This is a genomic window from Streptomyces morookaense (assembly GCF_013030945.1).
Lineage (GTDB): Bacteria > Actinomycetota > Actinomycetes > Streptomycetales > Streptomycetaceae > Streptomyces > Streptomyces morookaensis.
Window position 1 is genome coordinate 1 of record NZ_JABBXF010000102.1, and the last position, 16,843, is coordinate 16,843.

Genomic DNA, 16,843 nt, shown 5'->3' on the forward strand with positions numbered 1-16,843 from the left:
CGCGTCCGGATCGGCGGCGGCTGGGACGCGTACGACATGCTGGTCTCGTCCGGCGACGTCGATCTCGACGGTCGCAGCGACCTGCTCGCCCGCGACCACGACGGCGTCCTCTGGCTGTACAAGGGCAACGGCAACCAGAACGACCCGTTCGAGAACCGTATCCGCATCGGCGGCGGCTGGGACCAGTACACCAACCTGTTCTGACAGCTGTAGCGCACACGGCAAAGGGCCGCACCCCGGTTTCCCGGGGTGCGGCCCTCAGCGTGTGGCTGCTACTTGCGGATCAGCGAGCGCAGCACGTACTGCATGATGCCGCCGTTGCGGTAGTAGTCCGCCTCACCGGGGGTGTCGATGCGGACGACCGCGTCGAACTCCACGCCCGTGTCGGTCGTGACCTTGACCGTGCGCGGCGTGCGGCCCTCGTTGAGCTCGGTCACGCCGGTGAAGGAGAAGGTCTCCTCGCCGGTGAGGCCGAGGGACTCCGCCGAGGCGCCCTCCGGGAACTGCAGGGGCAGGACGCCCATGCCGATCAGGTTGGAGCGGTGGATGCGCTCGTAGGACTCGGCGATGACGGCCTTGACGCCGAGGAGCGCGGTGCCCTTGGCCGCCCAGTCGCGGGACGAGCCGGAGCCGTACTCCTTGCCGGCCAGGACGACCAGCGGGATGCCGGCGGCCTGGTAGTTCTGCGAGGCGTCGTAGATGAAGGAGACGGGCGCGTCCGTCTTCGTGAAGTCGCGGGTGAAGCCGCCCTCCGTGCCCGGCGCGATCTGGTTGCGCAGGCGGATGTTGGCGAACGTGCCGCGGATCATGACCTCGTGGTTGCCGCGGCGGGAGCCGTAGCTGTTGAAGTCGCGGCGCTCGACGCCGTGCTCCGTGAGGTACTTGCCGGCCGGGGTGTCGGCCTTGATGGCGCCGGCGGGCGAGATGTGGTCGGTGGTGACCGAGTCGCCCAGCTTGGCGAGGACGCGGGCGCCGGTGATGTCGGCGACCGGGGCCGGCTCCATCTGCATGCCCTCGAAGTACGGGGGCTTGCGGACGTAGGTGGACTCGGCGTCCCACTCGAAGGTGTTGCCGGTCGGGATCGGCAGGGCCTGCCACTGGGCGTCGCCCGCGAAGACGTCCTGGTAGGACTTGTTGAACATGTCCTCGCCGATGGCGTTGGCCACGACGTCGTTGACCTCGGCCTCGGAGGGCCAGATGTCCTTCAGGAAGACCGGGTTGCCCTCGGTGTCCGTGCCCAGCGCGTCACGCGTGATGTCCACCTTCATGGAACCCGCGAGGGCGTACGCGACGACCAGCGGCGGGGAGGCCAGGTAGTTCATCTTGACGTCGGGGTTGATCCGGCCCTCGAAGTTGCGGTTGCCGGAGAGCACCGAAGTCACGGCCAGGTCGTGGTCGTTGACGGCCTTGGAGACCTCCTCCGGCAGCGGGCCGGAGTTGCCGATGCAGGTGGTGCAGCCGTAACCGACCAGGTTGAAGCCGACCTTGTCGAGGTAGGGGGTCAGACCCGCCTTGTCGAAGTAGTCGGTGACGACCTTGGAGCCCGGGGCGAGGGTGGTCTTGACCCACGGCTTGCGGGTCAGGCCCTTCTCGACCGCCTTCTTGGCCACCAGCGCGGCGGCGACCATGACGTACGGGTTCGAGGTGTTGGTGCAGGAGGTGATCGCGGCGACGGTGACGGCGCCGTGGTCGATCGTGTAGGTCGTGCCGTCGGGGGCGGTGACGGTGACCGGGTTCGACGGGACGCCGTTGGCGGCGGCCGGGGCGTCGGAGGCCGGGAAGGACTCCTCGCCCGCCTCGTCGGCGGTGGCGACGTAGTTGAGGACGTCACGCTCGAACTGGGCCTTGGCCTCGGCGAGGACGATGCGGTCCTGCGGGCGCTTGGGGCCGGCGATGGAGGGGACGACCGTGGAGAGGTCGAGCTCGAGCTTCTCGGAGAAGTCGGGCTCGGCGGCCGGGTCCAGCCAGAGGCCCTGCTCCTTGGCGTAGGCCTCGACGAGCGCGACCTGCTGCTCGCTGCGGCCGGTGAGCTTGAGGTAGTTCAGGGTCTCGCCGTCGATCGGGAAGATCGCGGCGGTGGAGCCGAACTCCGGCGACATGTTGCCGATGGTGGCGCGGTTGGCCAGCGAGGTGGCGGCGACGCCCTCGCCGTAGAACTCGACGAACTTGCCGACGACGCCGTGCTTGCGCAGCATCTCGGTGATCGTGAGGACGAGGTCGGTGGCGGTGGTGCCGGCGGGCAGCTCACCGGTCAGCTTGAAGCCGACGACGCGCGGGATGAGCATGGAGACCGGCTGGCCGAGCATCGCGGCCTCGGCCTCGATGCCGCCGACGCCCCAGCCGAGGACGCCGAGGCCGTTGACCATGGTGGTGTGCGAGTCGGTGCCGACGAGGGTGTCGGGGTAGGCCTGGCCGTTGCGGACCATGACCGTACGCGCCAGGTGCTCGATGTTCACCTGGTGCACGATGCCGGTGCCCGGCGGGACGACCTTGAACTCGTCGAACGCGGTCTGGCCCCAGCGCAGGAACTGGTAGCGCTCCTTGTTGCGGCCGTACTCCAGCTCGACGTTCTGGCCGAAGGCGTCCTTCGTGCCGAACTTGTCGGCGATGACGGAGTGGTCGATGACCAGCTCGGCCGGTGCCAGCGGGTTGATCTTCGCCGGGTCGCCGCCGAGTTCCTTGACGGCCTCGCGCATGGTGGCGAGGTCGACGACGCAGGGCACGCCGGTGAAGTCCTGCATGATCACGCGGGCCGGCGTGAACTGGATCTCCTGGCTGGGCTGGGCCTGGGAGTCCCAGCTGCCGAGCGCGCGGATGTGGTCGGCGGTGATGTTGGCGCCGTCCTCGGTGCGGAGCAGGTTCTCCAGGAGGACCTTGAGGCTGTAGGGGAGGCGGGCGGAGCCCTCCACCTTGTCCAGCCGGAAGATCTCGTACGACTCGTCGCCCACCCGCAGGGTGCTGCGAGCGTCGAAGCTGTTCGCCGACACGACAGTCTCCTTCATTGCATGAATTCGCGTACTGCGGCAATCCTGCCGCCCCATCACCGCGCGGACCCGCTAAGGTGTGCCTAAGTTAGGCACGCCTTACTGGCGCGACAGCGGTACGCCTTCTCGGCAGATATCTCGATGTCGAGATAACAGTAGTACATGGCCGGTGAATGGTCATGTCCTGATGATGTCCCGACGGGCCGGTCCGTGCCTGCCTGGGGTTTTGGGGTGCGGGGTGCAGCCGGCTGCCGTCGACTGCCGTCGACTAGCGTTCTTGATCATGAACGCATATCTCGGTCCCCTGGAACGGACCGACGACGGCCGATGGGTCATCGGCGATCCCGGCCGGCAGGGCGGCTCGTACCTGGTGCTCGGCACCGAGGGCGTGTACCTGCGCGAAGCCGGCCGGGACGAGGAGCTGATCGCCTGGTCCCGGTTCATGGGCCTGAGCATGACGGTCACACCGCGCCGCTGGTCCAGTTCCAGGGCCGCCGGCGTGCTGAACATCGTGTTCGGCGGCAGCGGCGGTTGGTACGAGGTCGACACCAACGGATCCTGCCTGCAGGCGACACTGCGGCATCCGTACACGCCCTGGGTCGGCCGGTTCAGCCACCACGAGCGGCGCTACAGCTGGAGCGAGATCCTGCTGGCGGACGCGCTGCTCGGGCAGGCCGTCGGCGTCGGCGCAGCGCAGCTGCTCGGGGATCCGGACCGGCTCGGGCAAGTGGTCGGACTTCTGGCGCCACTGAAAGTCCGGACGCATTCCGCCGCCCGGGCGGCGGTGGCGAAGGCCCTGGCCCCGTAGGGGTTCAGGCCGGCTTCCGGGCCTCGACGAGCACCCGGCACGAGTGGGCCACGAACGGCCCCTCGGCCGTGATGCGCTCGTGGAGCTCGCGCAGCCGGTCGCGATAGGCGTCGACCGTGAAGCCGGGCACGGTCCAGATCACCTTCCGCAGGAAGTAGATCACCGCGCCGACGTCGAAGAACTCCATCCGCAGCCGCTCCATGCGCACGTCCGCCATCTCCAGCCCGGCGGCCCGGGCCTCGGCCGTCTCGGCGTCCGGATGCCGCTTGCCGCGTGCCGCGGGCTGCGGCCCGAGGAAGTACTCCACCAGCTCGAACACGGAACCCGGACCGACGTGCTGGGCGAAATAGGTGCCGCCCGGCCGCAGCACCCGGGCGATCTCGCCCCACCACACGCTCGCCGGGTGGCGGCTGACCACCAGGTCGAACGCCTCGTCGGCGAACGGCAGCGGCGGCTCGTCGGGGTCGGCGACGACCACGGCACCCAGCGGGTGCAGCAGCCCGGTCGCCTTGGCGAGGTTCGGCGGCCACGACTCCGTGGCGGCCATGACGGGCGGGAACGGCCCCGCCCCCGCCAGCACCTCACCGCCGCCGGTCTGGATGTCCAGCGCGGCGGACGCCTCCGCCAGACGCCCGGCCAGCAGCCGCTGGTACCCCCACGAGGGCCGCTCCTCGGTGGCCCGGCCGTCCAGCCAGGAGAAGTCCCAGCCCTCGACGGAGACGGACTCGGCTTCGGCGACGAGGGCTTCGAAGGTGCGTGACATAGGGGCATCATCACCTGTACGAGTGGCAACTGCAGCGAATATGCACAGGGCAGGCGTTCGAACCAGCACCCGACCCCAGCGGCGGCACGAACCCCTGGTGGAGCAGAGTCACGCTCGACTCCGGCAGCGACTTCGCCCACATCAGCAACGTGTTCCTCAGAGGCGGCCGCAAGATATCCGGCGTTGCGGGCTGTCAGGAGCAGCACCGGTGACAGTGCCGTGCGCGCCTTCCAGCGCGCCCATCACATGCAGGTCGACGGCAAGGTCGGCACGCGCACCTGGGCGGCGCTGCGCGGGCATCAGCCGGCGCACGGTACGTCACGTGGGGCGCGCCGCACGTCACGCGCCCCACGCATCTGCCGTCGCGCATCACCCTCACGTCCGCGACAACCCCGTCCGCACCAGATCGATCACCTCCTCGTCCGTCAGCCCCAACGCCCGTGCGTCCACCACCAGATGCCGCACCCCCTCGACGAGCCGGGCGCGGCCCCGTGATGCCTCGTCGCCGCTGTCCGTCACCACCGCGCCGCGGCCGCGCCGGAGTTCGATGAGGCCCTCCGTGCGGAGCCGTTGGTAACCGCGAAGCACCGTATGGATGTTGACGCCCAGGGAGTCCGCCAGTGTGCGGGCGGCGGGGAGGCGGTCGCCGGGGCGGACGGAGCCGTCGGCGATGGCGCCTCTTACAGCTGCGGCGATCTGGTCGCCGAGCGGTACGGAGGATCCGTGGTCCAGCCGGATCAGCACGTCAGCCCCTGCGGTCCGTGGGAGCCGCATGGCCGCTACCGCGCTCCACGAGCCCGTTGAGGAGTGCGGCGGCCGTCGCCGCGTCGTCCGTCGTCACGACGAACTCCTTGCCGTTCGCCAGCTGCACCACGAGCGCCTCGCCGGAGCGCAGGACGACTCCGCTGCGCCCCTTGTTGATGCGGTAGCCCCAACCGCCCATGTCGCAGAAGGCGTTGATGTCCCGGGCGTTCGCCTCGACGATGCGCTTCAGTGGGATGCGCAGCCGCGGCCAGGGCAGCCAGAGCATTGTGACGGTCAGACCGTGCCGGTCGACGGTGCTCCGCACGCCCGAGAAGAGACCGAACAGCAGGCCTGTGCCGAGCAGGACGACACCGGGGCCGAAGCCGGTGAGGGGGATGATCGTGGCGCCCGCCACGAGCAGCGTCAGCCCGGCGATGCCGAGGCCGCGGGACCTCTGGGCATGTGTCCAGAACGCGGTCTCGCCCGGATGGAGGAGAAGACCGGGGCGGTTTTTCGGACCTATCCGCGCCTCCGGTGCCGGCTGCTGCCAGCCGCGCGTCACCAGCAGCCCGATCCCTCCGGTGACGGCGGCCAGCGCCAGGGCCGCGGGCACCTCCCAGAGGGTCAGCCGGACGTCACGGGCCGTCTCGGCCCCGGCGTTGTCCATGACGACGCGGACGTTGGCGTAGCAGAGCGGGCCGACGGTTGCGTAGGCGGTCAGCACCAGCGGCCGTACGGCGTCTATCACGTAGGCGAGCACGACGAACAGGGCGCCCGGGAGAAGCAGCATCGCCAGGCCCATGGGCAGGAGAGCCCCCTGGGACGTGAAGCCGTCGGCGTGGCCCGAGCCGCCGAAGTGGGTGGCTATGGGATCGGGCAGGCGCGGTCTGCTGACCAGGAAGACCGTCAGGAAGACGGCACTGGAGAGCAGATAGGGAATCCCGACGAGCAGCGGGCGGAGCCGGCTGCCTCTCGTCGGCCTTGCGGTCACGTTCATGACACCTCCAAGTTATTCGCATAGTAATAGAAAAACCTGGGAAGGCTGCAAGGGGCGAAGAAATCTCATATCTGAGATACCGTCTGTCTCATGACAGACGCCTACCTCGCCCGCATCGGCAAGCTCATCCGTGACGCACGTCAGCACCGCGGCTGGACGCAGACTCAGCTCGCCGACGCACTCGGGACCAGCCAGAGCGCGGTCAACCGCATCGAGCGGGGAAATCAGAACATCAGTCTTGATATGATCGCCCGTATCGGTGAAGCCCTCGACAGCGAGATCGTGTCCCTCGGTTACGCGGGGCCGATGCATCTGCGCGTCGTCGGCGGCCGGCGCCTCTCGGGCGCCATCGACGTCAAGACCAGCAAGAACGCCTGTGTTGCGCTGCTCTGTGCCACCCTGCTCAACGCCGGCCGCACCACGCTCCGCCGCGTCGCCCGGATCGAGGAGGTCTACCGGATCCTGGAGGTGCTGAGCAGCATCGGCGTCCGGCACCGCTGGATCAACGACGGCAACGACCTCGAGATCGTGCCCCCGGCCGAGCTCGACCTGGCCTCGATGGACACCGAGGCGGCCCGCCGCACCCGCAGCGTCATCATGTTCCTCGGTCCGCTGCTGCACCGCATGGACCACTTCAAGATCCCGTACGCCGGCGGCTGCGACCTCGGCACCCGTACGGTCCAGCCCCATATGACGGCGCTGCGCCACTTCGGCCTGGAGATCACGGCCACCGACGGCACGTACCACGCCCAGGTCGACCGCTCGGTCTCGCCGACCCGCGCCATCGTACTGACCGAACGCGGCGACACCGTCACCGAGAACGCGCTGCTGGCCGCCGCCCGGCACGACGGCGTGACCGTCATCCGCAACGCCAGCTCCAACTACATGGTCCAGGACCTCTGTTTCTTCCTGGAGGAGCTGGGCGTACAGGTCGAGGGCGTCGGCACCACCACGCTCACCGTCCACGGTGTGGCCCACATCGACCGCGATGTGGACTACGCGCCCTCCGAGGACCCGGTCGAGGCCATGAGCCTGCTCGCCGCCGCCGTGATCACGGAGTCGGAGCTGACGATCCGCCGCGTGCCGATCGAGTTCATGGAGATCGAGCTCGCCGTCCTGGAGGAGATGGGCCTCGACCACGAACGCGGCCCGGAGTACGCGGCGGACAACGGCCGCACCCGGCTCGTCGACCTGACCGTGCGCCCGTCCAAGCTCAGCGCACCGCTGGACAAGGTGCACCCGATGCCGTTCCCCGGCCTCAACATCGACAACGTGCCGTTCTTCGCGGCCATCGCCGCCTTCGCCCAGGGCCAGACCCTCATCCACGACTGGGTCTACGACAACCGCGCCATCTACCTCACCGACCTCAACCGCCTCGGCGCCCACGTCAAGCTCCTCGACCCCCACCGCGTCCTGGTCGAGGGCCCGACGCGCTGGCGCTCGGCGGAGATGATGTGCCCGCCGGCCCTGCGGCCCGCGGTGGTGGTGCTGCTGGCGATGATGGCGGCGGAGGGGACGTCGGTGCTGCGCAACGTCTATGTGATCAACCGGGGTTACGAGGACCTGGCCGAGCGGCTCAACTCGATCGGGGCGCAGATCGAGATCTTCCGGGACATCTAGCCCTACGCGGCGTACGGTTCCCGCTCCGGCGCCGCCGCGCGCTGTGCCCCCGCGATCGTCGCGCGCAACACCGCACGCGCCTCGTCGAGTTCCGCTGCCCGGGCGTCGAGGTCGGCGAGCCGGGTGCGGAGCGTGTCCAGCACGCCCGGGCACGGGTGCACGGCCGCCTCCCCCGCGGCGGCCGTGCAGGGCAGCAGGGCGCGGATGGTGCGGACGGGGAGCCCGGCGGCGAGGAGGGCACGGATCCGGCGCACCGTCTCGACGTGCGGCTCGCTGTACCAGCGGTATCCGTTGGGGAGACGGTCCGGCGTGAGCAGTCCACCGCGCTCGTAGTGGCGCAGCAGCCGTTCGCTGGTGCCGGTGCGTTCGGCCAGTTCCCCGATGAGCACGCGCTTCTCCCCCCGACTTGACCTTGTCACCGTGACAAGGTGCGACGTTGTCCTCCTGGCTGCCGACGGCCCAGACCGCTCAGACCGTTCAGCTCGCTCAGGAGATCCCGATGATTATCGACGCACACAGCCACGTCCACGACCCGGTGGCGGACCACGTCGCGCTGCTGGACGAAGCCGGTGTGGACCGCGCGGTGCTGTTCCCCACCCGCCCGCACCCGGAGCGGGCGACCGATCTGGCCGGGCTGCGCCGGGAGATGGCGGTGCTGCACCGCGCACTCGAAGGCGCCGAGAACGGTGCCGACGGCTTCGCCCGCGCCTGGCAGGAGCTGGACGCGGCACTGGCCGCGTACCCGGACCGCTTCATCGGCTTCGGCTCGGTGCGGCTGGACAGCACGCCGGAGGACATCGCCGGGGCGGTGGCACGGGACGTGGTCGGCCGGGGCCTGCACGGCATCGGCGAACTCACCCCGCCGCCGGGCGGCGCGGCCGCCGTCGAACCGGTGCTGCGCGCGGCCCACGACCACGGCGGCCTCCCGGTCGTCGTCCACGGCTCGGCCCCCACGACGGAACCCGACCTCCACACCCTGGCCCGCCTCTCGGCCCGCTACCCGTCGGTCCCGTTGGTCGTCAGCCAGGTCGGCGGCCAGCACTGGATGACGGCGATCGAGCTCGTACGGGACACGCCGAACATGTACTTGGAGCTGTCGACCGCGAACATCGTCTTCGCGCTGCGGCTGGCGATCCGGGAGATCCCGGAACGGACGCTGTTCGGATCGGACGCACCGTACGGGGATCCCGTACTGGCACGGGCGATGGTGGAACGGGTGACGCCGAGCGGTGAGGTGCGGGAGCGGGTGCTGGGGGGTAACGCGGCTCAGTTGCTGGGGATTTGACGGAGGGGGTCGGGGGCGTGGAGGGCCGTGTGCAGGTCGTCGGCGGAGGTGAGGGTGTTCCACCGGTCGCCGGCCTGGTCGGGGAGGACCCAGACGCGGTCGCCGAGGTATCGGCCCGGGGGCGGGACGAAGATCTCCGCTCCCCTGGGATGGACAGCGGCGCCGGGAACGGCCGCCAGGGGCTTGGCGGTTCCGAGCGGGAGCAGCCACCAGATCATGCGCTCCACGCCGCCCATCAGGTATGGGCCGATGTGGCAGCTCCGCTCGCGGAGACGGCTCACGGCTGCCGTGCCGAGCGTGAAGTCGGTGCGTACGAGCTCCCACCGTCGGCCGACCAGGAGCGGGGCCGTCCGGCCCGACTCCCAGAGGCGGACGGCGGCGCCGGGGTCCATTGCGGCCTGGGACAGCCAACGGGTGGTGGAAGTACGCACGTTGCTCCTTCAGATCATCGGTGGTGCGGGATCCGAAGGGGACGGTAGAGCTGCGCGGATCGCCGGAGGGGCACAGTTCGTACCCCCTCCTCTGTCGGGTCCGCCTACGCGGCCAGCAGCCCCAGTTTGACCGCCAGCCGGGCTGCTCGCTGCCGACGCCGGGGGCTCCTCGACTCCGACTCGCCGAGGATGATCGTTCGGGCATAGCCGTTGTAGCGGATGGTCTCCGGTGCCGCCTCGTAGGCCTTGTCGAGGGTGGCGAGCGCAGCCTCGTGCTGTCCGTCCAGTTGGTATCCGCGCGCCTCCTCGATGCGGTGGCGCGCCCGGCGGGGGCGGGACGGGATGGCGAGCGCGTCCGCGGCAGCTGCCTGGCGTACGGATTCGCCGCCTGCGTGGAGTTCGACGGCGACGGTGACGGCGTGCGCGCCCATCACGGCGCGGGAGAACGACGTGACCGGGTGGTAGTAGTCGGACGGCAGACGGTCGGCCATGGCGCGGGCCGTGTCCCAGTGGTGCCAGGCATTTCCGCTGTCACCCCGCCGGGCTGCGGTGTAGCCCGCCTCGAAGCGGAGGGCTCCGGCGATGGCGAGGATGTCGTCCGGGGCGTCGGGCAGCAAGGGTTCCAGGAACGTCAGCGTCTCCGACGTGACGGCGTCGGCGGCGTCGAAGTGCGCGGGGCCGGAATCGCGGTGCGCCTGCGCCGCGAGCCAGGCCGCAACGCCGATCGTGTGCGGATCCTCGGATTCCTGGGCCGCGAGCATCGAGCGTTCGGCCACGCGCCAGAGGAGCGCGGCGTCAGGCTGGTAGGCCAGGAAGAACTGGCTCAGGCTGTAGACCTCCGAGAGGACGGACTGCGCCCGCCGTCTGTCCGCCACGCGGTCCGCCTGTCGCGCAGCGAGCTGGGCATCGCGGATCAGGCCGGGCAGCAAGGCGCCGACGACGTCGCGATGGTTCGGGGAGGAGTGACGCGCCTGCCAGGCGCGGGCAACGCGCATGCGCAACTCCACTGTCGGCGGTGCCTCGCCTCCTGCCACGTACGGAAAAGCGTTCACGGTTTCCCGTACTGCCGGTAGCCGCGCATGGCCGGGGCCGACGAAGAGGTCGACGCGGGTGCTCCGATCCCCCGTGAGTTCGGAGAGCTCGCGCACGCGCAGGACTTCGGCGATCTGCAGGACGACATCGAGCTTCGGCATCTTGAGCCGCCCGTACTCGACCGCCTTCACCCACGAAGGCGACCTGCCCAGCAGACCGGCCAGGACCGTACGCGTCATTCCCCGGCGCGTACGCAGCAGTTGCAGTCGCTGACCGAAGGCCAACGGGTCGGTGTACAGCTCGTTCCCGGCATCGGATGACACGGTTCCCGCCCCTCTCCGAACAGGTCGTCAGTGCAAGAGTAGGGGCACGTCCGCAGCCCGGCCGGTGACGCCGAGCGGCTGAGTTCCCACCCATGACAGCTCGCCCTGGATGCATTCGCCACCTGAGCCGTGTCCGAAACCTTTCGGTCACATTGCAGCCCCCGGCCTGCTGAAAACGGAACCGATCCCCGACCCGCGAGCCCCTACGCATGAGCTGTGCAGCACACAACTCACCTGATGCAAATGGCAATTGCCATGCACCGCACACACGGCTGGCCGATTCATCCCCACCGGAGTCGACGCGTCACACGCGACCTCCCTAGCGTGCTGGTGGCCGGATCGCGTCGTGAGGGTCCGGCAACGGAAGTTCACGGCAGTCACCTCAAGGGGGACCATGCGTAAGGTGAATGCACGTCGGTACGCCGTCGCCTCGGCGGCACTCGGCCTCGCCGCCGGGCTGTTCGCCGCGGCACCCGCTTCCGCGGCGGCAGCGGCAACGCCCTCCGCCCAGGGCTCGTCCGGGGACGTGGAGTTCTCGGTCTTCGACAACGGATCCGGAATTCCCAGAAATTCCTCGTTCCGGCTGGCCGATCTCGGCCGGCACGGCGTTCCGGAGTCCGCGGTGAAGCAGCTCGGCGCCGGCAAGGCGCCCCGCACGGCCGGGGCCGATGCGGAGAGTCACGTGATGAGCGGGCCCGACGACCTGGTCGGGCAGTGGAAGGACCGTGACGGCTGGACCGTCTACCTGCGGCGGGGCTACTACGACCCCGCCAGGGACAGGGGCTTCGGGCTCACCAAGATAGAGCAGAAGCACAACCTCACCATGAAGGCCGTCCGGGCCACCACGCAGTACCCGCGTCCGGGTGCCGCCGGCAAGCAGCAGATGAACGGTCGCCCGAACACCTACAACTACTTCACCGACGTGCTGCACGTGAAGTGCAGCGGATGGTGGATCTTCAAGACCTGCCGCGTCGACAAAGTCCAGGCCGTGCGGGCCGGAGTAGACTTCGGCGCCCAGATCCCGATGCTGCCCAAGGGCGTCATCACCGCCTACTGCGAAGGCGTGCAAGGGCGTTGTCCCGACTGGGTCAAGAACGCCATCAACATCTGAGCCGCCAGGAGGGGCAGACAGATGAGCCGACGTCCCGTCCGGCCGGCCCGTACCCTGCCGGCCGCGGAGTGGTGGGCGCCGCTGCTCGTCGACCTCGGTGCCGTGCAGTACGGGAGTACCGACCTCGGATTGTGCGTCCGTGACGTCGACCTCACCACCGGCCGGGCACGGGTGACCGTGCAGTGGTCCGGCACGCCCGGAACGCCCGGCACCGAGCTCCTCCTGGCCGATCCCGAGGCCGGCCGCGACGTACTCCTGCGGGAGATCGCCGCGGCCGGCCCCGCCCGGCTCGCCGCCGACGAGTTCCCTCCGCTCACCGGCCACGCCTGGCTCCTCGACGAGCTCGGGCGGCGCAGCGACGCCTGGTACGCGTACCTCGCCGAACCGGTGGACCTGCTGCGGGTCGTCACCGACGGACACGGCACGACGGACGTCGCCGTACAGCGCACGGCCCGCGGCGACGTGGTCGTCGTCCACGTCCCCCTGGCCGGGCTGGGGGACGACGACGTCGGCCTCGCCTACACCATCGCCGAGCGCGCCGTCACCGTCCCGCCACACGACCTCCGGCCGGCCGGCACCGTGCAGGGCCGGCCCGCCTTCACCGCCCACCTCCCCGGCGAGGGTTAGGGCACCACCGCCACCCCCTCCAGCTCCACCACCGCCTCCTCGTCCCACAACCGTGTCACCCCGACGACCGCCATCGCCGGATAGTCGCGTCCCGCCAAGCGGCGCCACACGGCGCCCAGTTGGCGGGTGCACGCGCGGTAGTCCGCGATGTCCGTCGCGTACACCGTCACGCGCGCCAGGTCGCGCGGCTCTCCGCCCGCCGCCCGCAGGGCCGCCAGCAGATTGGAGAGGGCCTGCGCGAACTGTTCCGGCAGGCCGCCCGGTACCAGCCGCCCCTCCCCGTCCAGTGCCGTCTGGCCTGCCAGGAAGACCAATCGGCCGCCGACGGCGGTCACCGCGTGCGTGAAGCCCACGGGCGGCGGCAGGCCTTCCGGGTTCAGCCGGTGCAGGTGCGGTGTCATCGGTACAACTCCCTCGCGATGATCGTGCGCTGGACCTCCGTCGCGCCCTCGTAGATGCGCGGGGCCCGCACCTCGCGGTAGAGGTGTTCCAGGAGGTGGCCATGGCGGAGGGCGCGGGCACCGTGCAACTGGACGGCGGAGTCGACGACGTACTGGGCGGTCTCGGTGGCGAAGAGCTTCGCCATCGCCGAGCGGCGCGCGATGCCGGGTCCGCCCGCGTCGTGGGCCGCCGCCGCCGCGTACACCAGCAGGGCCGCGGCCTCGGTGCGGGTCGCCATCTCGGCGAGGCGGTGGGAGACGGACTGGAGATCCTTCAACGGGCCGCCGAAGGCCCGGCGTTCCGCGGCGTGCACGAGGGTCGCGTCCAGTGCGGCGCGCGCCATGCCGACCGCGAACGCGCCGACGCTCGGGCGGAAGAGGTCGAGGGTCGCCATGGCCACCCGGTAGCCCTCCCCCACCTCGCCGATCACATCGTCCGGTCCCACCGGCACCGCGTCGAAGGCGAGGATGCCGATGGGGTGCGGGCTGAGCATCGCGAGCGGTGTGCCGTCCAGGCCCGGGCGGCCGGCCGGGACGAGGAAGGCCGTGATGCCCGAGCGGCGCCGCCCCTCCCCCGGCTCCGCCGTCCGCGCGAAGACCGTGTAGACGTCCGCGTCCGGGGCGTTGGAGATCCAGCACTTCTCGCCCGTCAGCCGCCAGCCGCCGCCGGCCGCCGGCGCCGCCCGCAGTTCCAGTGCGGCCGCGTCCGAGCCCGCGTCCGGCTCGCTCAGGGCGAAGGCCGCGACCGCACGGCCGGCCGCCACCTCCGGAAGCCAGCGGGAGCGCTGCAGCCCTGTGCCGTGGCGCGCGACCGGGTACGCGCCCAGGCCCTGCAGGGCGAGGGCCGTCTCCGCCTCCGTGCACTCCCGCGCCAGGGATTCCCGGAGGAGGCAGAGGTCCATGGCCCGGACGGGCCGGCCGTCGGGGCGGAACACCGCCCGCAGCAGGCCGAGTTCACCGAGGGCCGCCACCAGGGGCCTGTTGACCCGGCCCGGTTCACCCTGTTGCGCCAGCGGGCGCAGCCGGTCCGCAGCCAGCGCGCGCAGCCGGGCGCACCACGCCTGCTGCTCCGGGTCCAGTGCGAACGGGGTCGTCATCGTTCCCCTCCCCTCTCCATATCGCGCTCTGTTGACTGCCGTCATCAACTCGATACGCTGACAGCGGATCGGTAGCGACACAAGACCCCCAACCACCACCCCGCCAAGGGGGCGCATCCGCCGTGGAGTTCATGCCGTCCGCCCATGTCGACACCTTCGCCCGCGACCACCTCCCGCCCGCCGACCGGTGGCCCGGACTGCGGCCCCTCCCCGGCCCCGCACGTCTCAACTGCGGTGCGGAGCTGCTGGACGGCACGATCGCCCGGCTCGGAGCGGACCGGCCCGCGGTCCGTGACGGATCCGGGGGCGTGTGGACGTACGGGGAACTCCGGGAGAACGTCGACCGGATCGCGCACACCCTCACCGGCGACCTCGGGGTCCTGCCCGGCCACCGCGTCCTGCTCCGCGGGCCCACCACGCCATGGCTGGCGGCCTGTTGGCTGGCGGTGATGAAGGCGGGGGCCGTCGCCGTGACCGTCCTCGCCGCACAACGGCCGCGTGAGCTCGCCGAGATATGCCGCATCGCCGACGTCCGGCACGCCCTCTGCGACACCCGGTCGACGGACGGTCTCGCGAATGCGCGTATACCACACTTGCGGATCACGCCGTACGGGGGCAACACGGCGGACGACCTGCTGTGGCGCGCCGTTCACCAACCCTCGTCCTACGCACCGGTGGAGACCTCCGCGGACGACGTCGCCCTCATCGCCTTCACCTCCGGAACCACCGGACGGCCCAAGGCCTGCGCCCACTTCCACCGGGACGTGATCGCCGTCGCCGACACCTTCTCCGCCCACGTGCTGCGCCCGCGCCCGGACGACGTGTTCGCGGGCAGCCCGCCCCTGGGCTTCACCTTCGGGCTCGGCGGGCTCGTCGTCTTCCCGCTGCGCGCGGGCGCCTCGACGCTGCTGGCCGACTGGGGCGGGCCCGAGCGGCTGCTCGGCGACATCCAACGCCACCGGATATCCGTGCTGTTCACCGCCCCGACCGCCTACCGCAGCATGCTCGGCGCACTGGGCTCGCGCCACCACGACATCTCGTCGCTGCGCAGATGCGTCTCCGCAGGCGAGCACCTGCCCGCCGCTCTCTGGCACGACTGGCACCGGGCCACCGGACTGCGCCTCATCAACGGCATAGGCGCCACCGAGATGCTGCACATCTTCATCTCCGCCGCCGACGACGCCGCCCGCCCCGGCGCCACCGGCCTGCCCGTGCCGGGCTACGAGGCCTGCGTCCTCGGCCCCGACGGACGGCCGGTCCCCGACGGGCGGCCCGGCCTGCTGGCCGTCCGCGGCCCGACCGGATGCCGCTACCTGGCCGACACGGACGCGCGGCAGCGCGACTACGTGCGCGACGGCTGGAACATCACCGGCGACACCTATGTCCGCGACGCGGACGGCTACTTCACCTTCGTCGCCCGTGCCGACGACATGATCGTGTCCGCCGGCCACAACGTCGCCGGGCCCGAGGTCGAGGAGGCCCTGCTGCGCCATCCCGACGTGCGGGAGGCGGCCGTCGTGGGGCGGCCGGACGCGCACCGGGGCGCGGTCGTGGTGGCTTATGTGGTACTACGGGACGGAGTTCCGCGCGATCCCGAAACCGCCGCGAGGCTACGGGAGTTCACCAAAAAGGAGATCGTTCCGTACAAGTGCCCTCGCGAGATCGTGTTCCTCGATACCCTGCCCCGCACGCCAACCGGCAAATTACAGCGGTTCCTGCTGCGCTCCGGCCCTTTACAGTTTCCCCGTGACTGACCAGCAACCGCCCCACACTCCACGGTCCCTCATCGTCACCTTCTACGGCGCCTACGGCCGCGGCAGCACCGGAACACCCGCCGGACCGGTGCCGATCGCGGCACTGATCCGGCTGCTGGGCTCGGTGGGCGTGGACGCACCCTCGGTGCGGTCCGCCGTCTCCCGCCTCAAGCGGCGCGGGCTGCTCGTGTCCGGCCGCACGGCGTCCGGTGCGGCCGGATACGGGCTGTCGGACGCCGCCCGGCAGCTCCTGGAGGACGGCGACCGGCGCATCTACGGCCGCCCGTCGGCCCGTTCGGGCCAGGGCTGGCTGCTGGCGGTCTTCTCCGTCCCCGAAGAGGAGCGCCACAAGCGGCACTTGCTGCGCTCCCGGCTCGCGCGCCTCGGCTTCGGAACGGCCGCGCCCGGGGTGTGGATCGCACCGGCCCACGTGCACGACGAGACGCGGCACACGCTGGAACGGCTGGGCCTGTCGGGGTACGTGGACCTGTTCCGCGGCAGTCATCTGGGGTTCGAGCCGACCGTGGAGTCGGTGGCGCGGTGGTGGGACCTGGAGGCGCTCGCCAAGCAGCACCGGGCGTTCCTCGAGACGCACGAGCCGGTGCTGCGGCGCTGGTCGCGGCGGCGTCCGGTGCCGGCGGAGGCGGCGTACCGGGACTATCTGCTGGCACTGGACTCGTGGCGGCGCCTGCCGTACGCCGATCCCGGCCTTCCGGCGGCCCTGTTGCCGCCGGACTGGCCCGGAGGGCGGGCGTCACGGGTGTTCGCTGCGCTGCACGGGCGGTTGCGGGATGCGGGGGAGGAATTCGTGGCGCCGGTGTTGTGAG

The 16,843-nt window shown here is 70.9% G+C and carries 17 protein-coding genes and 1 pseudogene; 9 read left to right on the forward strand and 9 right to left on the reverse strand.

Annotation, left to right across the window (positions count from 1 at the left end; translation table 11 throughout):
• Window positions 1-204, forward strand: a pseudogene (locus HG542_RS30555) (hypothetical protein); the annotation flags it as partial.
• Between the two features lie 68 nt (window positions 205-272).
• Here the strand turns inward: HG542_RS30555 and acnA are convergent.
• Complete coding sequence (gene acnA / locus HG542_RS30560) at window positions 273-2,987, reverse strand: aconitate hydratase AcnA (protein ID WP_308438082.1); 2,715 nt, start codon at window positions 2,985-2,987, stop codon at window positions 273-275.
• Window positions 2,988-3,267: 280 nt separating this feature from the next.
• On the opposite strand from acnA, the gene HG542_RS30565 reads away from it, so the two are divergent.
• The gene (locus tag HG542_RS30565; protein ID WP_171087177.1) at window positions 3,268-3,792 is read left to right on the forward strand and encodes a hypothetical protein; all 525 of its coding nucleotides are present in this window, start codon (window positions 3,268-3,270) and stop codon (window positions 3,790-3,792) included.
• A 4-nt stretch (window positions 3,793-3,796) separates the two neighbouring features.
• Here HG542_RS30565 and HG542_RS30570 read toward each other — a convergent pair whose 3' ends face one another.
• Window positions 3,797-4,555 carry a class I SAM-dependent methyltransferase gene (locus HG542_RS30570; protein WP_171087178.1) on the reverse strand — a complete coding sequence of 253 codons (759 nt, stop codon included), beginning with the start codon at window positions 4,553-4,555 and terminating at the stop codon, window positions 3,797-3,799.
• A gap of 219 nt (window positions 4,556-4,774) precedes the next feature.
• Here HG542_RS30570 and HG542_RS34445 point away from each other — a divergent pair, with 219 nt between their 5' ends.
• Window positions 4,775-5,050 (forward strand): peptidoglycan-binding domain-containing protein, encoded by a 276-nt coding sequence (locus HG542_RS34445; RefSeq protein ID WP_268256427.1) that lies wholly within the window; start codon window positions 4,775-4,777, stop codon window positions 5,048-5,050.
• Here HG542_RS34445 and HG542_RS30580 read toward each other — a convergent pair.
• A complete protein-coding gene (locus tag HG542_RS30580; RefSeq protein ID WP_171087179.1) occupies window positions 4,931-5,299 on the reverse strand; it encodes a GntR family transcriptional regulator in 369 nt (122 codons plus the stop codon). The genes HG542_RS34445 and HG542_RS30580 overlap by 120 nt on opposite strands.
• Before the next feature lies 1 nt (window position 5,300).
• The gene (locus HG542_RS30585) at window positions 5,301-6,296 is read right to left on the reverse strand and encodes a DUF1648 domain-containing protein (RefSeq protein ID WP_171087181.1); all 996 of its coding nucleotides are present in this window, start codon (window positions 6,294-6,296) and stop codon (window positions 5,301-5,303) included.
• A gap of 90 nt (window positions 6,297-6,386) precedes the next feature.
• On the opposite strand from HG542_RS30585, the gene HG542_RS30590 reads away from it, so the two are divergent.
• Window positions 6,387-7,916, forward strand: coding sequence for a helix-turn-helix domain-containing protein (locus HG542_RS30590; protein WP_171087182.1), 1,530 nt, complete (start codon window positions 6,387-6,389; stop codon window positions 7,914-7,916).
• Between the two features lie 2 nt (window positions 7,917-7,918).
• Here HG542_RS30590 and HG542_RS30595 read toward each other — a convergent pair whose 3' ends face one another.
• A complete protein-coding gene (locus HG542_RS30595; protein ID WP_171087183.1) occupies window positions 7,919-8,305 on the reverse strand; it encodes a MerR family transcriptional regulator in 387 nt (128 codons plus the stop codon).
• 110 nt (window positions 8,306-8,415) lie between these two features.
• Here HG542_RS30595 and HG542_RS30600 point away from each other — a divergent pair, with 110 nt between their 5' ends.
• Window positions 8,416-9,201, forward strand: a complete 786-nt coding sequence (locus HG542_RS30600) for an amidohydrolase family protein (RefSeq protein ID WP_171087184.1) — start codon at window positions 8,416-8,418, stop codon at window positions 9,199-9,201.
• Here HG542_RS30600 and HG542_RS30605 read toward each other — a convergent pair.
• Window positions 9,183-9,632: a hypothetical protein gene (locus HG542_RS30605; RefSeq protein WP_171087185.1), complete on the reverse strand. Its 450-nt coding sequence runs from the start codon at window positions 9,630-9,632 to the stop codon at window positions 9,183-9,185. The two genes, HG542_RS30600 and HG542_RS30605, sit on opposite strands and share 19 nt — an antisense overlap.
• A 104-nt stretch (window positions 9,633-9,736) precedes the next feature.
• Window positions 9,737-10,987, reverse strand: a complete 1,251-nt coding sequence (locus HG542_RS30610; protein WP_171087186.1) for a helix-turn-helix domain-containing protein — start codon at window positions 10,985-10,987, stop codon at window positions 9,737-9,739.
• A 403-nt stretch (window positions 10,988-11,390) separates the two neighbouring features.
• Here HG542_RS30610 and HG542_RS30615 point away from each other — a divergent pair, with 403 nt between their 5' ends.
• Window positions 11,391-12,098 (forward strand): hypothetical protein, encoded by a 708-nt coding sequence (locus HG542_RS30615; protein ID WP_171087188.1) that lies wholly within the window; start codon window positions 11,391-11,393, stop codon window positions 12,096-12,098.
• 21 nt (window positions 12,099-12,119) lie between these two features.
• On the forward strand, window positions 12,120-12,725 hold the full coding sequence (locus tag HG542_RS30620; protein WP_171087189.1) for a hypothetical protein: 606 nt from the start codon (window positions 12,120-12,122) through the stop codon (window positions 12,723-12,725).
• Here the strand turns inward: HG542_RS30620 and HG542_RS30625 are convergent.
• Together HG542_RS30625 and HG542_RS30630 are read right to left on the reverse strand one after the other, a co-directional pair.
• Window positions 12,722-13,126: a RidA family protein gene (locus HG542_RS30625; RefSeq protein WP_171087190.1), complete on the reverse strand. Its 405-nt coding sequence runs from the start codon at window positions 13,124-13,126 to the stop codon at window positions 12,722-12,724. The two genes, HG542_RS30620 and HG542_RS30625, sit on opposite strands and share 4 nt — an antisense overlap.
• Entirely contained in the window at window positions 13,123-14,262 is a 1,140-nt protein-coding gene (locus HG542_RS30630; RefSeq protein ID WP_171087191.1) for an acyl-CoA dehydrogenase family protein, read from the reverse strand. Before HG542_RS30630 ends, HG542_RS30625 begins: the two co-directional genes overlap by 4 nt.
• A gap of 122 nt (window positions 14,263-14,384) precedes the next feature.
• On the opposite strand from HG542_RS30630, the gene HG542_RS30635 reads away from it, so the two are divergent.
• Both HG542_RS30635 and HG542_RS30640 read left to right on the forward strand, forming a co-directional pair.
• A complete protein-coding gene (locus HG542_RS30635; RefSeq protein ID WP_171087192.1) occupies window positions 14,385-16,016 on the forward strand; it encodes an AMP-binding protein in 1,632 nt (543 codons plus the stop codon).
• Complete coding sequence (locus tag HG542_RS30640; RefSeq protein WP_171087193.1) at window positions 16,009-16,842, forward strand: PaaX family transcriptional regulator; 834 nt, start codon at window positions 16,009-16,011, stop codon at window positions 16,840-16,842. The genes HG542_RS30635 and HG542_RS30640 overlap by 8 nt, the downstream gene beginning before the upstream one ends.
• Window position 16,843: the final 1 nt, after the last annotated feature.